This is a genomic window from Paracoccus sp. (in: a-proteobacteria), from assembly GCF_030538655.1.
Taxonomy (GTDB): Bacteria; Pseudomonadota; Alphaproteobacteria; order Rhodobacterales; family Rhodobacteraceae; genus Paracoccus.
The window spans coordinates 1-16,023 of record NZ_JAUNTO010000016.1 but is presented as its reverse complement, the minus strand read 5'-3'; the positions used below and the strand labels follow the sequence as shown (position 1 = coordinate 16,023).

Below are 16,023 nucleotides of genomic sequence, written 5' to 3'. Positions count from 1 at the left end.
CAAAGGGGGCGCTCGCGCCCCCTCTTGGCCTTGCGGCCAATTCACCCCCTGAGGATATTTTTAAACGAAAGACAAACGCCGCGTCGTCTTTCGTTGATAAATATCCTCGGGGGGAGCCGCGGAACGCGGCGTGGGGGGGCAGACAGCCCCCCGTGCGACAGTGCGGTCAGTCGCGATTATCGAAGTCGTCGTTCTCGTCGTCGTCATCGCCAAAGCGAGCGTCGTCGGCGTATTCGTCCTCGCCGTCGCCGACGTATTTCGATGACAGCGCGATCGAATGGTTATCATGCGCCGGGTCCATCACCACATCGGACGGAATTTCCCCGGCCAGCCATTCGCGGATTTCATCACGGGCCTCGGCCGGGTCCTGTTCCGTAACCTGAGCGATATAGGCGATGAAGGCGCGTTGATCGCCGTCGATTTCATCCAGATCAGCCTCGCTCGTTTCGGGCCAGCGATCCAGAATCGCCTCGTAGAAGGCATTCCAGTTGTCCTGCACATGACGCCATTTCATTGGCCAGCCTCCCTTACTGCGCCGCCTGCCACCAGACTTCGGGCATAAAGCCCGGCCAGTCACCATAAAGCGGGGTATGTTCAGGATAATGCAGATCGGCGCCATGGGCCAAGCGGGAAATCGGTGAATAGCTGACCGGAATGACATAGCGTCCTGCCGTCAGCACCCGGTCCAGCGCGCGAACGGCGGCGGTGTAATCCTCGGCGGTTGCCGCGTTCAGCATGGTTACGATCATCGCCTCGGCGGCAGGGCTGTTCATGCCCATCCAGTTGCGGCTGCCGGGGCGGGTGACGCCCTCGTGCCCCCAATATAGCATCTGTTCGTTCCCCGGTGACAGGCTGAGCGCACGCTCAAACCAGGCCATATCGAACTGATAGTTACCCGTTCGTTCGATATATTGCGCTGAATCCAGCAGGGTGACGCGTGGCGTGATACCCAGATTGGCCAGTGCCTGCACATAAATATCGACAATCTGCTTGGTTTCCGAGGCGGTGCGCATCGCCGTCCCCGCCTGATTGAGCAGGATTTCAAAGTGGAACGGTTGGCCTTGCGCGTTCTTGAGCACGCCATCCTGCACCGTCCAGCCTGCCTGTTCCAGCAAGGCCAGCGCACGGCGCAGACCCGCGCGATCCAGCACCCGGTCAGTGCCCTGGGGCAGCGCATAGCCCTCAATCGTGCCGGGCGGCAGGTCGGCGGCAAAGGGGGCCAGCAACTCGGCCTCGCGCCCCTGCGCCGCCTCGCCCGGTGTCATGGCCAGCGGCGAGTTGGCGAAATAGCTGGTGATCCGCGGCTCTCGCCCGCCATTCAGCACACCGTCGATAAAGCGAAAGTTGAACGCCTCGATCATCGCCTGCCGCACCCGCCAGTCGGCAAAGATCGGATTGCGGGTGTTCATCACCAGCCCCATGATCCCCGACGGACGCTGATGCGGGATGTCCGACTGCACCACGCGCCCCTGCGTCAGCAGTGGAAAATTATACTCGGTCGCCCATTTCTGGGCCGAAAGCTCGCGCCAGAAGGTGACTTCACCGGCCTTGAACGCCTCGAACATCGCGTTGGCGTCGGCAAAGTAATCATAGCGGATCGTATCCAGATTGTGCAGGCCGCGATTCAGCGGCAGATCCTTGCCCCAGTAATCAGGATTGCGGCGAAATGTGATCGAGCGGCCCGGATCGACACGATCCACCACATAAGCGCCCGAACCGATTGGCGCCTCCAACCCTGATTCCGCGAAATCCTTGCCGTCCCATTGTGCCTTTTTCAGAACCGGGCGCATGCCCATCAGCAATGGCAACTCTCGATCGGGTTCGGTAAAGGTCAACCGCAGGCTGCGTTCGCCGGTCTGTTCGATGCGCTCGATCTTGGCCCAGGTCGCCAGATAACGGGGATGCCCGACTGTCCCCAGCGTTTCATAGGACCAGATCACATCTTCGACCGTAACCGGCGATCCATCGGAAAACCGCGCCTGAGGGCGAAGGGTGAATTCGACCCACATGTGATCGGGGCCTGTCTCGACCGTCTCCGCCAGCAGGCCGTAAAGAGTAAACGGTTCATCAATACTGCGATACATCAGGCTTTCGGCCACATGCACGCCCACGCCCCAGGCCGCATTGCCTTTCAGCACCCAGGGTTTAAGCGAATCGAATCCCCCCGGCTCGGCCAGACGAATCGCCCCGCCCTTGGGCGCGTCCGGGTTGGCGTAGGGCAGATGATCGAAGCCCGGCGGCAAGGCCGGTTCGCCATACATCGCAATGCCATGGGCGGGTTCAGCAAGGCTTGCCAGCGGCATCGCTGCAACAGTCCCGCAGACCAGCGTGGCGGCCCAAAAACCGCCGCGGATCGCGGAAATGTCAAGGAATTTGAAGATTCTCATCGCTGCCAGCCTGCCTTTCCTAAGATTGTCTGCGATTTCAACCGCCAGACCGGCGCGCCGTCAACGCCCCGGCCAAAGTTCGCCTTGGAATCACCCATCCGGTGGCGTATAACATGCTCACTGCTCGATAGGTTTCTTGCCTGTATGAAACCTGCCTCATGACTTGCGCCCGCCTTGTGCGGGCGCTTTTTTTATTGCCCGGCGGGGTTGCGGCGAACTGTCAGCCCAAATTGCTTTCCCTCGGGTCGGGGAACACATATAACCCGATACAAATCCCCGCGCGACCAGAACGCGGCCACCCCAACAAGCCAGAGGACGGCATGAGCAAGGACTCCGATAACAAGAAACCGGAAAACGCAGGCGACGTGGCCTTTATCCAGGCCTTGGCGGAATTGCTGAACCGGAATGACCTGACCGAACTGTCGGTCAAGCGCGAATACGGTGAAAATGACCGCCTGACTGTCAGCCTGTCCAAAGGCGGCAAGGCCATCATGATGCAAGCCCCGGCTTCCATGCCCGCGCCGGTTGCCGCAGCACCTGTCAGCCCCTCGACCCCGACGGCAGCGCCGGGCGCAACCACCGACGACCCCGCCAGCCTGCCCGGTGCCGTCACCTCGCCCATGGTCGGCACGGCCTATCTGTCGCCCGAACCCGGCGCGGCCCCCTTTGTCACCATCGGTCAGACCGTGGCCGAGGGCGATACCCTGCTGATCGTCGAGGCGATGAAGACCATGAACCATATTCCGGCCCCACGCGCAGGGACGGTGCGGCGAATTCTGGTCGATGACGGCACCCCGGTCGAATTCGGCGCCCCTCTGATGGTCGTCGAGTGAGGCGGCCATGTTCGACAAGATCCTGATCGCCAATCGCGGCGAAATCGCGCTGCGGGTGATCCGCGCCTGCCGCGAAATGGGCATTCAGTCGGTGGCAGTGCACTCGACCGCCGACACCGACGCCATGCATGTGCGTATGGCCGATGAATCGGTCTGCATCGGGCCGCCGTCCTCGTCGGCCAGCTATTTGTCGATGCCTGCCATCATCTCGGCCTGCGAAATCACCGGCGCGCAGGCGGTGCATCCCGGCTATGGCTTCCTGTCGGAAAACGCGGGCTTTGTGCAGATGCTCGAGGACCACGGCATCAGCTTTATCGGCCCGACCAGCGAACACATCCGCCTGATGGGCGACAAGATCACCGCCAAGGAAACCGCGAAATCGCTGGGTATTCCGGTGGTGCCGGGGTCCGATGGCGGCGTGCCCGACATCGAAACCGCGCGCAAGGTCGCCGATGACATGGGCTATCCCGTCATCATCAAGGCAACGGCGGGCGGCGGCGGGCGCGGCATGAAGGTCGCCAAAGATGCCGCCGCGCTGGAAACCGCCTTCCGCACCGCGCGGGCCGAAGCCAAGGCAGCCTTTGGCAACGACGAAGTTTATATCGAAAAATATCTGCAAAAACCGCGTCATATCGAAATTCAGGTCTTTGGCGACGGGCGTGGCAAGGGCGTTCATCTGGGCGAACGTGACTGTTCGCTGCAACGCCGCCACCAGAAGGTGCTGGAAGAGGCACCCGGCCCAGTCATCACTGCTGAACAGCGCGCCGAAATCGGTGGCATCTGTGCCCGTGCTATCGGCGAAATGGGCTATCGCGGTGCCGGAACCATCGAGTTCCTGTTCGAAGACGGACAGTTCTATTTCATCGAAATGAACACCCGGCTTCAGGTGGAACACCCCGTGACCGAGGCAATCTTTGGCGTCGATCTGGTGCGTGAACAAATCCGCGTGGCGGCGGGCCTGCCGATGGAGCTGGAACAGGATGATCTGTCGATTCGCGGCCACGCGATCGAGGTGAGGATCAACGCTGAACGCGTGCCCGGCTTTACCCCCTGCCCCGGTCGGATCACGCAATATCACGCGCCAGGTGGCTTGGGCGTGCGGATCGATTCGGCGCTGTATGACGGCTATTCGATCCCGCCCTATTACGACAGCCTGATCGGCAAGCTGATCGTGCATGGCCGTGACCGACCCGAAGCGTTGGCCCGGCTGGCACGTGCGCTGTCGGAACTGATCGTGGATGGCGTGGATACCACCGTTCCGCTGTTCCGTGATTTGCTGCAAGAACCCGACATTCTGTCGGGCGACTATTCAATCCACTGGCTGGAACGCTGGCTGGAGCAGCGTTTCGGCTGACGTGCTGACCCCTGCGCATCTTTTGAACGCCTATGCGCAGGGGATTTTCCCCATGGCCGAATCGGCGGATGACCCACGGCTTTATTGGTTCGATCCCCCCCGTCGCGGTATCCTGCCAATCGGCGGGGTCCATGCCGCAGGGTCCTTGCTGCGCGACCTGCGCCGCGGCGGGTGGAGCGCGCATCTGGACGATGATTTCGGCGCTGTGGTGGCGGCCTGCGCGGACCGCGACGAAACGTGGATCAACGCACCTCTGCGCGATCTTTACCACGAATTGCACGATCTGGGTTATGCCGAGGCGCTGACCATTCGCCAGAATGGTAAAGTGGCGGGCGGCATTTTCGGTGTCACCTTGGGTGGGGCGTTCTTTGGCGAATCAATGGTTTCGCAGCGGCGCAACGGATCGCGTATAGCGCTGATCTGGCTATCATCGCATCTGGCGCGCTGTGGCTTTACGCTGTTTGATACGCAATTCCTGACCCCGCATCTGGCCAGCATGGGCGGTGTCGAAATTTCCCGCGCCGATTATCGCGGCAGGCTGGTGACGGCCCTGCAAACCCCGGCAAATTTCCACGCCGAACCGCTGCCCGATGCCGATCAGCTTTGGCAGGAAATCACCCAGACATCATAACGCGCATCGTCGAGCGCCGACAGCGCGGGCGACGAGGCGATCATCCAGCCGCTGAACAGCGTCACATTCTGATCGCGATCCGTAATAGTCATCTGGGCAAACGCGTCAGAACTGGGATCGCCCGACGGAAAACGACATTCACCCAGCCGGACGGTCAGGCGCCCATAATCAACCGATTGCCCGACAACGACGACCATATCCGTGGTTTGCCCGGAAATTTTGTCCAACCCGCGCAACAACGCACCGCCACCGCGCGACACCTGCTGCGCGGCGGCACCTGAGGCAAGCACCAGCGTGACAGCCAGCGCGGCAAAGACAGGCTTCATTCGGGTTTCCAGGATTCGTAGTCGCGCCGCTGAACCGGATCGGCACGATACAACGATCCTTCAGGCAGATAGGCCTGCGCCGTTCCGGTCCGGTTCGGCAGGTGCGGTTCCTCCCACGCGCGATGCGGCAGCGGTTCCTTGGTCGGAGGCTGGTCCCAAGTGTGGTGCAACCAGCCATGCCATTCCGGGCTGATCCGGCTGGCCTCGGCCTCGCCATTATAGATCACCCAGCGGCGCTTGCCATCTGCGGTCTGGTAAAACACGTTGCCCTGATCGTCCTCGCCGACCTTTTTGCCATGGCGCCAGGTCCAGAACTGCGTGTTGAAGGTCTGCCCGTTCCACCAGGTCAGAAAGCGGATGAACGTAGATTTCAACGACATGGGTCGGCACCTCGGATCAGCGGCGTATATGTCGGGATATGGCGTAAATTCGGCCCAAGGTCCAGCCGGAACCGAGGTTTGCTGCGCCGGGCGGGCGGCCACAGCACACCGAAAAGAGGGATTGCGACCATTCCGACAAGGCGGCCAATCAGCGTGTGGATCAACTTGCCTCGCCAGATGGTCATGCTGACGGATCAGTGCATCGGCACAATCATCGCCAGTATTCGCCCCGCCTCAATCACCATAACGAATTTTCGCGGCCAAGCGCATGCCGGGGGCATAAACCTGCACAACCTCACCGGGCGGTTCGCGGGTGAACCAGCCGCCGGGTGCAGCCAGTGCCACTGCAAGTTCCCTCGCCACCTCAGGTGGTATCTGGTTGGCACAACTGGCCACGGCATCGCGGGTGGCCTGCGGTAAAGGCGGAGCCGGTGTTCGCCGCCAATCGCCGCCGAAATCAAAGGCCCGACGATCAGTGCGCCATGTCGCCGGGATGTGCGGCGCATCGTTGTCCAGCCGAACCACGGCGAAGGTGCAGTCCCAGATCAACGCCCGATTCCAGCGACGTGACGCCAAAACTTCGTCAACAGGCAGACGCCCCGCAAACAGTGTCGCGGCATAGTCGCGATCTTCTGCCGCGTGAGAAGACCGCCACCACATCACGGGCGCATACAGTATGGCCGCGATGATAGCCACGGCAAGCACCTGACGAAGCCAGCTTACCGCAGCGCCCCCCCCCAAAGCACACCGTTAACTGGCGCTGGCGGTTTCCTTTTTCGTCTCGGCATGGATCAGCAGCGGCTTGGCCGAAGCGGTCTCGACCGCTTCTTCGTTCACCACAACCTCATCAACGCTGGTCAAGCCCGGCAGTTCGAACATGGTATCCAGCAGAATGTCTTCCATGATCGAGCGCAGACCACGCGCCCCCGTTTTGCGCTGGATAGCACGTTTGGCGATCGCTTTGAGCGCGTCTTCGGTAAAGGTCAGCTTGACGTCTTCCAGTTCGAACAGGCGCTGATACTGCTTGACCAGCGCATTCTTGGGCTTGGTCAGGATGATAATCAGGGCCTCTTCGTCCAGATCGGTCAGGGTGGCGATAACCGGCAAACGACCGACGAATTCCGGTATCAGACCGAATTTCAGCAGGTCCTCAGGCTCCAGCTCCTTGAAAAGTTCGCCCACGCCGCGATCATCGTTTTCCTTGACCGAAGCGCCAAAGCCCATCGCTGTGCCCTTGTTACGCTGCGCGATGATCCGTTCCAGCCCGGCGAAGGCACCGCCGCAGATGAACAGGATATTGGTCGTGTCCACTTGCAGAAATTCCTGCTGCGGATGCTTGCGCCCACCCTGCGGCGGCACGCTGGCGACCGTGCCTTCCATGATTTTCAGCAGCGCCTGCTGCACCCCCTCGCCCGACACGTCACGGGTGATCGAGGGGTTGTCGGACTTGCGGGTGATCTTGTCCACCTCGTCAATATAGACGATGCCGCGCTGCGCCCGTTCGACGTTGTATTCGCTGGCCTGCAACAGCTTGAGGATGATGTTTTCAACATCCTCACCCACGTAACCGGCTTCGGTCAGGGTGGTGGCGTCGGCCATGGTGAACGGCACATCCAGAATCCGAGCCAGCGTTTGCGCCAGCAAGGTCTTGCCGCAGCCGGTCGGACCGATCAGCAGGATGTTGGATTTGGCCAGTTCGATATCGGTTTTCGATCCGTGGTTCAGCCGCTTGTAGTGGTTGTGCACCGCCACCGACAGAACCCGCTTGGCGTGTTCCTGACCGATCACGTAATCATCTAGCACGCCACAGATTTCGCGCGGGGTGGGCACACCATCGCCGGATTTCAGGCTGGAGGATTTGGTTTCCTCGCGGATGATGTCCATGCACAGTTCAACGCATTCATCGCAGATGAACACGGTCGGGCCAGCGATCAGCTTGCGCACCTCGTGCTGGCTTTTGCCGCAAAAGCTGCAATAGAGTGTATTCTTGCTGTCACTGCCGGACTGAGTTGCCATCGTCCATTCCCCTTTCGCCGTCCATCCGCTTTGCTGCGGCGGGCTGCGTTTCGTTGACGGATACCCACGATGATCGAGGGCACCCATTATCCGCTTATGTTAAGGATGGTAACGCCCCGTCACAATCCCAAAGTTGCCGCCCCGCAGCAAGCCGCCGACGTTACTTCTTTTCGACCTCTGCCTTGCCACGCGGGGCCAGAACCTCGTCGATCAGGCCCCAGTCTTTTGCCTCCTCCGGGGACATGAAGCGGTCGCGTTCCAGCGCCTGCTCCACCTCGTCCAGTGTGCGACCGGTGTGCTGAACGTAAATCTCGTTCAAACGCCGCTTGAGCTTTTCGGTTTCGCGCGCGTGGATCAGGATGTCGGTCGCCTGCCCCTGATACCCGCCCGAGGGCTGATGCACCATCACCCGGCTGTTGGGCAGCGAATAGCGCATCCCCTTTTCGCCCGCGCACAGCAGCAGCGACCCCATGGATGCCGCCTGCCCCACCACCAGCGTGGACACGCGGGGCCGGATATACTGCATCGTGTCATAGATCGACAGGCCCGAGGTCACGACGCCGCCGGGGCTGTTGATATACATGGAAATATCCTTGGACGGGTTTTCCGCCTCAAGAAACAGCAGTTGCGCACAGATCAGCGTGGACATGCCGTCATGGACGGGGCCGGACACGAAAATGATCCGTTCTTTCAGCAGGCGCGAGAAAATGTCATAGGCCCGTTCCCCGCGAGAGGTCTGTTCGACCACCATCGGGACAAGCGTGTTCATATAGAATTCTGCCGGATCGCTCATCTTATTCCTTTGCCTGTTTGCCCCGTCGCGCACGATTCGCCCCTGACTGTTGGCCTGTGATAGACGGGAAAGGTTGACAGAGTCTTAGTAACCGGCGACGCCCGCCGCAAGGGATGCAGAAAATTTGCCTGATCTAACAGAGGGCCACCATGGGAAAGATCATTGTCGGGCTGGGAAATCCCGGCGCGAAATATGCCGCGAACCGGCACAACATCGGCTTTATGGCGGTGGACCGCATCGCCTCTGACCACGGTTTTTCGCCCTGGAAAAGCCGGTTTCAGGCCCTGACCGCCGAGGGGCGGCTGAATGACACCCGCGTTATGCTGTTGAAACCACATACTTTCATGAACCTTTCCGGCCAGTCGGTGGGCGAGGCGATGCGTTATCTGAAACTGACGCCCGCTGATGTCATCGTCCTGCATGACGAACTGGATCTGGCCCCCGGCAAATGCCGGGTCAAACGTGGCGGAGGTCATGCCGGGCATAACGGGCTGCGCTCGATTCACCAGCATATCGGCGCTGACTATAGGCGTGTCCGTCTGGGAATCGGCCATCCCGGCGACAAGGACCGGGTGGCGGGCTATGTTCTGTCGGATTTCGCCAAGGCAGATGCGGACTGGCTGGACGATCTGCTGCGCGGATTGTCGGACGGCGCACCTGCCTTGGCCGCAGGCGACGAGGCGCGGTTTCAGAACGCCGTCGCCGCCCGCACCGCACCTGCACGCAACAGTGGCACCAGACCGGCAGACGACACGCGCCCCGCCCCCAAACCTGCCCCCAAACCCGCCGCCGACCACCCCCCCAGCCTGACCGAGCGGCTGAAATCGCTGGCAGATCGGTTTCGCTAGGGGCTTGGCGCGCGGCGACAGGCGCGCTAGCCTGCGGGAATGGAACCTTCGTTGAATGTCCTTGGCGGGCCTTTACAGCCCTGTTCGACAGACCCGATGACCGGGTTTTATCGTGATGGCTGTTGCAATACCGGACCCGACGATCACGGCAGCCATACCGTCTGCGTGATCGTCGATGCCGAGTTTCTGGCCATGTCGCGATACCTTGGCAACGATCTGACCACGCCACGCCCCGAGTTCCGCTTTCCGGGGCTGAAACCCGGCGACCGCTGGTGCCTGTGCGCGGCGCGCTTTCTGCAAGCAGCGGGTGAGCTGGCCGCACCGCAGGTGGTGCTGGAATCAACCCATGCACGTGCTGTTGATATTGTGCCGCTGGAACTGTTGCGCCGCCACGCCGTTCCCGCACAGAACTGAACAGGAGCCGAAAATGTCTTTTTCACGCACACTGCTGCTGGCTGTGCTGCTGGCGGCGCCTGCCGCTGCGCAAGATCGCACTGCAACCCTGCCCGACGGCACCTTGCTGCGCGCCGATGATGCCGCGCGGCTGAACGATCTGGATGCCGCCACCGGACAGGCGCTGCGTCAGGCACTGGCCGAGGCTGCACCCGCCGATCTGGCCACGCTGACCAAAGCCATGCAAGGCCAGCCCCTGCCCCCGCAAGAGGCTTTGACGGCTTTGCAGGGCGAATGGACCTGCCAGACAATCAAGGTCGGTGGGGGCCTGCCGCTGGTGGTGTATCCGCCGTTCCGCTGTCAGGCGGGGCCGGACGGCAGCTTTGACAAGGTGACGGGATCTCAGCGAACGACAGGGCAGACAACGATTTTTTCGGGGCTGCCGCTGTATGTTGGCACCGCCTATGTGCAGGGCAGCACGCCTCTGCGCTATGCCGATTTCGGAGAGGCGCCGCCGCCTGATCCGGGCGTCACAGCCCCGGATGTCGGGGTGATCGAGATGACCGGGCCGGATAGCGGGCGCATTCTGTTTCCGCGCCCTTATGTCGAATCTGTGCTGAACGTGCTGGTGCTGACACGTTGAACGCAAAAAGCCGGGGCATCTGAACCCCGGCTGAAAACTCGTTACGAAACCAGGATCAGCTTTCGCCGTCGGTGCCTTCGCCCGAGTCGTTCTCACTGCCACTGTCAGACGAACCGTTATCGCCGGATTCACCATCCTGCGAGGTGTCATCCGCACCGGAATCATCGGCAGCAGCGTCATCGGTATTGCTGTCGTCGCCCGCCGCGTCATCACTGACAGCATCCGCATGGGCCGAATGGCTGTCCTGCCCGCCCGCAGTGGTATCCACCGGGGTTTCCGCAGGCACCGGCTGGCCATTCACGGTCAGCAGCTCGCCGCGCACCAGATGATAGACCAGTTCAATCGGCTGATTGTCACGCTGTGCCGTCACCGTCAGCTTGGCGGCGTCGCGAAGAATATGCACATTGCTGAACCCCTGCGCGATCAGGGTTTCGGCAATTGCCTGATCATTGGCGCTGCGATCCACGGTCAGCGGATAGACATGCTGCGGCGGGGTTTCAGTGGCAGCAGCGGGTGGGATCACCGCTACCGGCGCACCGGGGGTTTCAACAACCGTGGGGGCCTGTGCCATCACAGCACCCGACATCAGAACCGACAGCGCGGCAGCCTTGCCGGCGATCAGGGTCAGGGTCAATGGTTTCTTGATAAGCATCTTGTTCTCCGTCATCTGCGGTATGAGACAGAAACGCGTGCCGTCGGATCAGGTTTCCGGCGGCGGTTTTTTTCTACCGCAGGTGGCGAATTGCGATGATCTCAGGTCCTAATATCAACCCCAAGGTGCTTGGCGACGGTGAAGATGTCCTTGTCGCCACGCCCCGACAGGTTCACCACGATCAGGTGATCGCGCGGCAGATCGGGCGCAATCTTGGCGACATAGGCCAGCGCATGACTGGGTTCCAGCGCCGGAATAATGCCCTCGGTCTCGCACAAAAGGGTAAAGGCGGCCAGCGCCTCGTCGTCGGTGACGCTGACATATTCGGCCCGACCCACATCATGCAGCCAGGCATGTTCCGGCCCGATGCCGGGGTAATCGAGGCCCGCGCTGATCGAATGCCCTTCCAGAATCTGCCCCTCGGCATCCTGCAACAGATAGGTGCGGTTGCCGTGCAGCACGCCGGGCCGACCGCCCGACAGGCTGGCGCAATGTTCCACGCGATCATCAACGCCCTTGCCGCCCGCCTCGACCCCGATGATCTTCACGGTCGGGTCGTCAAGGAACGGGTGGAACAGGCCCATCGCATTGGACCCGCCGCCAATCGCCGCGATCACGGTGTCCGGCAAGCGCCCCTCGGCCTCGGCCAGTTGCGCCTTGGTTTCGCGTCCGATGATGGTCTGGAAATCGCGCACCATCGCCGGGTAGGGATGCGGCCCCGCGACCGTGCCGATGCAATAAAACGTGTCGCGCACATTCGTCACCCAATCGCGCAGCGCGTCGTTCATCGCGTCTTTCAGCGTGCCGCGCCCCGATCTGACCGGCACGACCTCGGCCCCCAAAAGGCGCATCCGGAACACGTTCGGCTGCTGCCGTTCGACGTCATGCGCGCCCATGTAAACGATGCACTTCAGCCCGAATTTCGCGCAGACCGTCGCCGTCGCAACGCCATGCTGCCCCGCGCCGGTTTCGGCGATGATCCGCGTCTTGCCCATACGCCGCGCCAGCAGGATCTGCCCCAAGACGTTGTTGATCTTGTGGCTGCCGGTGTGGTTCAGTTCCTCGCGCTTGAGGTAAACCGTCGCCCCACCCAGCCGTTCGGTCAGCCGGTCGGCACGATACAGAGGGCTGGGCCGCCCGACATAGTGCTTCCACAGATCGTCCATTTCCGCCCAGAAACTCGGGTCGGTCTTGGCTTTTTCATACTCCGCCTGCAAATCCAGAATCAGCGGCATCAGCGTTTCGCTGACAAAGCGCCCGCCGAAAATGCCGAACCGGCCTTGTTCGTCGGGGCCTTTCATAAAGCTGTTCATCAGATCGTCGGCCATGGCGCTGCCTTTGTTTGCTGGGGGTCAGAGCGCCTTCTTATAGCCGATATGGCTGGCCGTGAAGCCCATGCGGTCATAGAAGCGATGCGCATCGACCCGCGCTTTGTTGGTGGTGAACTGGATCAGGCGGCATCCGGCAGCACGGGCGCGCGCTTCGGCATCGGCCATCATCGCCTCGCCCACGCCCTGCCCGCGATGGCTGCGCGCGACGCGCACCGCCTCGATCTGCGCCCGCCGCGCAGCGGTCAGGGACAGGCCGCTGATAAAGGTAATCTGATAGCAGGCGATGACCTGCCCGGCCTCCTCAGCAACGATCAGATGGTTCGCCCCTTCGGCCCGCATGGCGTCAAAGGCGGCCAGATAGGGGGCAAGATCGGCGCTTTCACGGGCACGGCCCAGCATGTCATCGGCCAGCATGGCCGCCACGGCCGGGATGTCTGCACGGGTGGCCTGACGCCAGATCATGATGCGGCTGCGACGAAATCGCGGATCAGCCCAGCGTCCTTCTGCCCCGGCGCGGTTTCCACCCCCGAGGACACATCCACCCCCGGCGCGCCGGTCAGCCGGATCGCCTCGGCCACAATGCCCGGCGTCAGCCCGCCCGCCAGCAGCCACGGTTTCAGCAACCGCCGCCCGGCCATCAACCGCCAGTCAAAGGCCAGCCCGTTGCCGCCCGGCAGATCGGCCCCCGGCGGCGCCTTGGCATCGACCAGCAACATGTCGGCGACCAGCCCGTAATCCCACAACTGTTCCAGATCAGGCGGGGCGGCAACCCCCACAGCCTTGATGATTGGCAGGCCGGTCAGCGCCCTGACCTCGACCACGCGCGAGGGGGATTCGCCGCCGTGCAACTGGATCAGGTCCAGCGGCGCCACCGCCAGCGTCTCGGTCAGCAGCGCATCATCGGGGTTCACGAACAGCCCGACACGCGCCACACCGGGCGGCACATCCGCACCAAGCGCCGCCGCCTGATCCGGTGTCACCGCACGCGGCGATTTCGGGAAAAACACAAAGCCCAGATAGCGCGCACCTGCCCGTGCGGCAGCATCAACATGCGCTGCCTGACGCAGACCGCAAATCTTGACCTGCGCCATATCAGCCGCGCGGAGCCGACGGCAGCGTAGTGCCCGGAGCCGGTTCAGCCGAGGCAATGGGTCGCGGGGTCACAGGCATCCGCTTGGGCGCGTCCACGATGGCCAGAATTTCATCCTGCGGGCGCAGGTTCGCCTTGCTTTGGCCCGGCGACTGTTCCAGACGCGCCAGTTCAGCAGCACGATAGCTGGATTCGCGGCGCAAATGCGCCTCGCGCAGCCATTCCCAGATCAGGCCGGCCACCATGCCGACCAGCACCGCCAGCAGAATCACCAGAAACAGCGGCAGTTGCACCGACCATGTGCCGCCAAGATACTGGCCGAACTGCGCCGGAAAGGCGTTCAGCGTCACCACCTGCCGGTTGGCCAAAGCCACGGCGATCAGGATCAGAGCCAGCAAAACAACAAAGATCAGGCGGATCAGACGCATCGGGAATCCTTTCGGCGACAGACGGGTCTGTTGTGACCGATCAGGCCTCGCCGTTCAACCTGTCGCGAAGCAATTTGCCGGTCTTGAAGAACGGCACATGCTTTTGTTCGACCTCAACGGATTCACCCGTGCGCGGGTTGCGCCCGGTGCGCGCGTCACGCTTTTTTACCGAAAACGCGCCAAAACCGCGCAGCTCGACACGATCCCCACGCTCCATCGCGCCGATGACTTCTTCGAACACGGTATTCACGATCCGCTCGACATCCCGGCGGAACAGATGCGGGTTCTCATCAGAAATTTTCTGGATCAGTTCAGAACGGATCATCATTACCCCTGCGGCTGGCCCGACTCGTCGCCCCGTGCGACGGCAATCTTAGGCATTTTTAACCAGTGTTGAAAGAGGAAACGTAAAAGACTTCATTTGGTTGCATGGACTGGCGCGGAATCGTGCCGACTCGCGCAGCGCATAAAGACCAGCCCAGGCCCGCCGCCACAGTTATACACCAGAAATGCCGCGTTCACGCCGCCCGGCTGCATCTTCTGTCTGAAAATATCCTCAGGGGGTGAATTGGCCGCAAGGCCAAGAGGGGGCGCGAGCGCCCCCTGCTGCCCCGCAACGAAAAACGCCGCCCCATCACGAGGCGGCGTCATCATTTATTCCGAAGAATCAATCAGTTCCGGCCTTTCAGCGCGGCCCCCAGAATATCGCCCAGCGAGGCGCCCGAGTCGGACGAGCCATATTGCTCAACAGCTTCTTTTTCCTCGGCGATTTCGCGGGCCTTGATCGACAGACCCAGACGGCGGGTCTTGGTGTCGATGTTGGTCACGCGCGCGTCAACCTTGTCGCCGACCTGGAAACGCTCGGGGCGCTGGTCCTGACGGTCGCGGGCCAGATCGCTGCGGCGGATGAACGACTTGACGCCGTTATATTCCACCTCGATGCCGCCGTCTTCGATGGCGGTCACTTCGACGGTAACGACCGAGCCGCGCTTGACGCCATCAGTCGCCTCGACCATGGCATCGTTTTCCAGCGCCTTGATCGACAGGCTGATCCGCTCTTTCTCGATGTCCACTTCCTGAACGACGGCCTTAACGACATCGCCCTTGCGGAAGTCCTGGATCGCGTCTTCGCCGCGAGTATCCCAGCTGATGTCCGACAGGTGAACCATGCCGTCGATGTCGCCGTCCAGACCAACGAACAGACCGAATTCGGTAATGTTCTTGACTTCGCCCTCGATGACGGTGCCGGTCGGGTGGGTTTCGCTGAACACTTCCCACGGGTTGCGCATGGTCTGTTTCAGACCCAGCGACACGCGGCGTTTCTGTTCGTCGATTTCCAGAACCATCACGTCAACCTCTTGCGAGGTAGAGACGATCTTGCCGGGATGGACGTTCTTCTTGGTCCAGCTCATTTCCGAAACGTGAACCAGACCTTCGACACCGGCTTCCAGTTCCACGAAGGCACCATAGTCGGTGATGTTGGTCACACGGCCAGAATGGACGCTGCCCAGCGGGAATTTCGAACCAACGGTATCCCACGGATCGGCCTGAAGCTGCTTCATGCCCAGGCTGATGCGGTGGCTGTCCTTGTTGATCTTGACCACCTGAACCTTGACGGTTTCGCCGATGTTCAGGATTTCCGACGGGTGGTTCACGCGACGCCACGCCATGTCGGTGACGTGCAGCAGGCCGTCCACACCGCCCAGATCGACGAAGGCGCCGTATTCGGTGATGTTTTTAACCACGCCGTCGACGACCTGACCTTCGGTCAGGTTGCTGATGACTTCGGCACGCTGTTCAGCACGCGATTCTTCCAGAATGGCGCGGCGCGACACGACGATATTGCCACGGCGGCGGTCCATTTTCAGGATCTGGAACGGCTGTTTCAGACCCATCAGCGGGCCGGCATCGCGCACGG

Annotated in this window: 20 protein-coding genes; 6 read left to right on the top strand and 14 right to left on the bottom strand. The window is 61.8% G+C overall.

Annotated elements, in window-relative coordinates:
* Positions 1-166: 166 nt before the first annotated feature.
* Together Q4G22_RS11330 and Q4G22_RS11325 are read right to left on the bottom strand one after the other, a co-directional pair.
* Positions 167-514, bottom strand: coding sequence for a hypothetical protein (locus Q4G22_RS11330; protein WP_303386014.1), 348 nt, complete (start codon positions 512-514; stop codon positions 167-169).
* A gap of 13 nt (positions 515-527) precedes the next feature.
* A complete protein-coding gene (locus Q4G22_RS11325) occupies positions 528-2,387 on the bottom strand; it encodes an extracellular solute-binding protein (RefSeq protein ID WP_303386013.1) in 1,860 nt (619 codons plus the stop codon).
* A gap of 320 nt (positions 2,388-2,707) precedes the next feature.
* On the opposite strand from Q4G22_RS11325, the gene accB reads away from it, so the two are divergent.
* The 3 genes from accB to aat are packed head-to-tail and all read left to right on the top strand — an operon-like array spanning position 2,708 to position 5,205.
* Complete coding sequence (gene accB / locus Q4G22_RS11320) at positions 2,708-3,220, top strand: acetyl-CoA carboxylase biotin carboxyl carrier protein (RefSeq protein ID WP_303386012.1); 513 nt, start codon at positions 2,708-2,710, stop codon at positions 3,218-3,220.
* Positions 3,221-3,227: 7 nt separating this feature from the next.
* The gene (gene accC / locus Q4G22_RS11315) at positions 3,228-4,574 is read left to right on the top strand and encodes an acetyl-CoA carboxylase biotin carboxylase subunit (protein WP_303386011.1); all 1,347 of its coding nucleotides are present in this window, start codon (positions 3,228-3,230) and stop codon (positions 4,572-4,574) included.
* Position 4,575: 1 nt separating this feature from the next.
* Positions 4,576-5,205 (top strand): leucyl/phenylalanyl-tRNA--protein transferase, encoded by a 630-nt coding sequence (gene aat / locus Q4G22_RS11310; protein ID WP_303386010.1) that lies wholly within the window; start codon positions 4,576-4,578, stop codon positions 5,203-5,205.
* Here the strand turns inward: aat and Q4G22_RS11305 are convergent.
* From Q4G22_RS11305 to Q4G22_RS11285, 5 genes are all read right to left on the bottom strand, one after another.
* Positions 5,172-5,531 carry a DUF2155 domain-containing protein gene (locus Q4G22_RS11305; protein ID WP_303386009.1) on the bottom strand — a complete coding sequence of 120 codons (360 nt, stop codon included), beginning with the start codon at positions 5,529-5,531 and terminating at the stop codon, positions 5,172-5,174. The genes aat and Q4G22_RS11305 overlap by 34 nt on opposite strands.
* The gene (locus tag Q4G22_RS11300) at positions 5,528-5,911 is read right to left on the bottom strand and encodes an NADH:ubiquinone oxidoreductase subunit NDUFA12 (protein WP_303386008.1); all 384 of its coding nucleotides are present in this window, start codon (positions 5,909-5,911) and stop codon (positions 5,528-5,530) included. Before Q4G22_RS11300 ends, Q4G22_RS11305 begins: the two co-directional genes overlap by 4 nt.
* A gap of 234 nt (positions 5,912-6,145) precedes the next feature.
* Positions 6,146-6,607 (bottom strand): hypothetical protein, encoded by a 462-nt coding sequence (locus Q4G22_RS11295; RefSeq protein WP_303386007.1) that lies wholly within the window; start codon positions 6,605-6,607, stop codon positions 6,146-6,148.
* A 54-nt stretch (positions 6,608-6,661) separates the two neighbouring features.
* Positions 6,662-7,927: an ATP-dependent Clp protease ATP-binding subunit ClpX gene (gene clpX, locus Q4G22_RS11290; RefSeq protein WP_303386006.1), complete on the bottom strand. Its 1,266-nt coding sequence runs from the start codon at positions 7,925-7,927 to the stop codon at positions 6,662-6,664.
* A gap of 160 nt (positions 7,928-8,087) precedes the next feature.
* Positions 8,088-8,720 carry an ATP-dependent Clp protease proteolytic subunit gene (locus Q4G22_RS11285; protein ID WP_303386005.1) on the bottom strand — a complete coding sequence of 211 codons (633 nt, stop codon included), beginning with the start codon at positions 8,718-8,720 and terminating at the stop codon, positions 8,088-8,090.
* A gap of 149 nt (positions 8,721-8,869) precedes the next feature.
* Here Q4G22_RS11285 and pth point away from each other — a divergent pair, with 149 nt between their 5' ends.
* Genes pth through Q4G22_RS11270 form a run of 3 tightly spaced genes read left to right on the top strand, consistent with a single transcriptional unit; the run spans position 8,870 to position 10,604 of the window.
* Positions 8,870-9,568, top strand: a complete 699-nt coding sequence (gene pth / locus Q4G22_RS11280) for an aminoacyl-tRNA hydrolase (RefSeq protein WP_303386004.1) — start codon at positions 8,870-8,872, stop codon at positions 9,566-9,568.
* A gap of 39 nt (positions 9,569-9,607) precedes the next feature.
* Positions 9,608-9,982 carry a DUF2237 family protein gene (locus tag Q4G22_RS11275; protein WP_303386003.1) on the top strand — a complete coding sequence of 125 codons (375 nt, stop codon included), beginning with the start codon at positions 9,608-9,610 and terminating at the stop codon, positions 9,980-9,982.
* Positions 9,983-9,995: 13 nt separating this feature from the next.
* Positions 9,996-10,604: a DUF4893 domain-containing protein gene (locus Q4G22_RS11270; RefSeq protein ID WP_303386002.1), complete on the top strand. Its 609-nt coding sequence runs from the start codon at positions 9,996-9,998 to the stop codon at positions 10,602-10,604.
* A gap of 55 nt (positions 10,605-10,659) precedes the next feature.
* Here Q4G22_RS11270 and Q4G22_RS11265 read toward each other — a convergent pair whose 3' ends face one another.
* From Q4G22_RS11265 to Q4G22_RS11235, 7 genes are all read right to left on the bottom strand, one after another.
* Positions 10,660-11,256, bottom strand: a complete 597-nt coding sequence (locus Q4G22_RS11265) for a hypothetical protein (protein ID WP_303386001.1) — start codon at positions 11,254-11,256, stop codon at positions 10,660-10,662.
* A 101-nt stretch (positions 11,257-11,357) separates the two neighbouring features.
* The gene (gene trpB, locus Q4G22_RS11260; protein ID WP_303386000.1) at positions 11,358-12,584 is read right to left on the bottom strand and encodes a tryptophan synthase subunit beta; all 1,227 of its coding nucleotides are present in this window, start codon (positions 12,582-12,584) and stop codon (positions 11,358-11,360) included.
* A gap of 24 nt (positions 12,585-12,608) precedes the next feature.
* Entirely contained in the window at positions 12,609-13,052 is a 444-nt protein-coding gene (locus Q4G22_RS11255; RefSeq protein WP_303386065.1) for a GNAT family N-acetyltransferase, read from the bottom strand.
* On the bottom strand, positions 13,046-13,678 hold the full coding sequence (locus Q4G22_RS11250; RefSeq protein ID WP_303385999.1) for a phosphoribosylanthranilate isomerase: 633 nt from the start codon (positions 13,676-13,678) through the stop codon (positions 13,046-13,048). Before Q4G22_RS11250 ends, Q4G22_RS11255 begins: the two co-directional genes overlap by 7 nt.
* A 1-nt stretch (position 13,679) precedes the next feature.
* A complete protein-coding gene (locus Q4G22_RS11245) occupies positions 13,680-14,105 on the bottom strand; it encodes a lipopolysaccharide assembly LapA domain-containing protein (RefSeq protein ID WP_303385998.1) in 426 nt (141 codons plus the stop codon).
* 40 nt (positions 14,106-14,145) lie between these two features.
* Positions 14,146-14,430 carry an integration host factor subunit beta gene (ihfB, locus tag Q4G22_RS11240; protein ID WP_303385997.1) on the bottom strand — a complete coding sequence of 95 codons (285 nt, stop codon included), beginning with the start codon at positions 14,428-14,430 and terminating at the stop codon, positions 14,146-14,148.
* Between the two features lie 346 nt (positions 14,431-14,776).
* Positions 14,777-16,023, bottom strand: a 1,247-nt coding sequence (locus Q4G22_RS11235; RefSeq protein WP_303385996.1) for a 30S ribosomal protein S1, incomplete at its 5' end; no start/stop codon positions are given.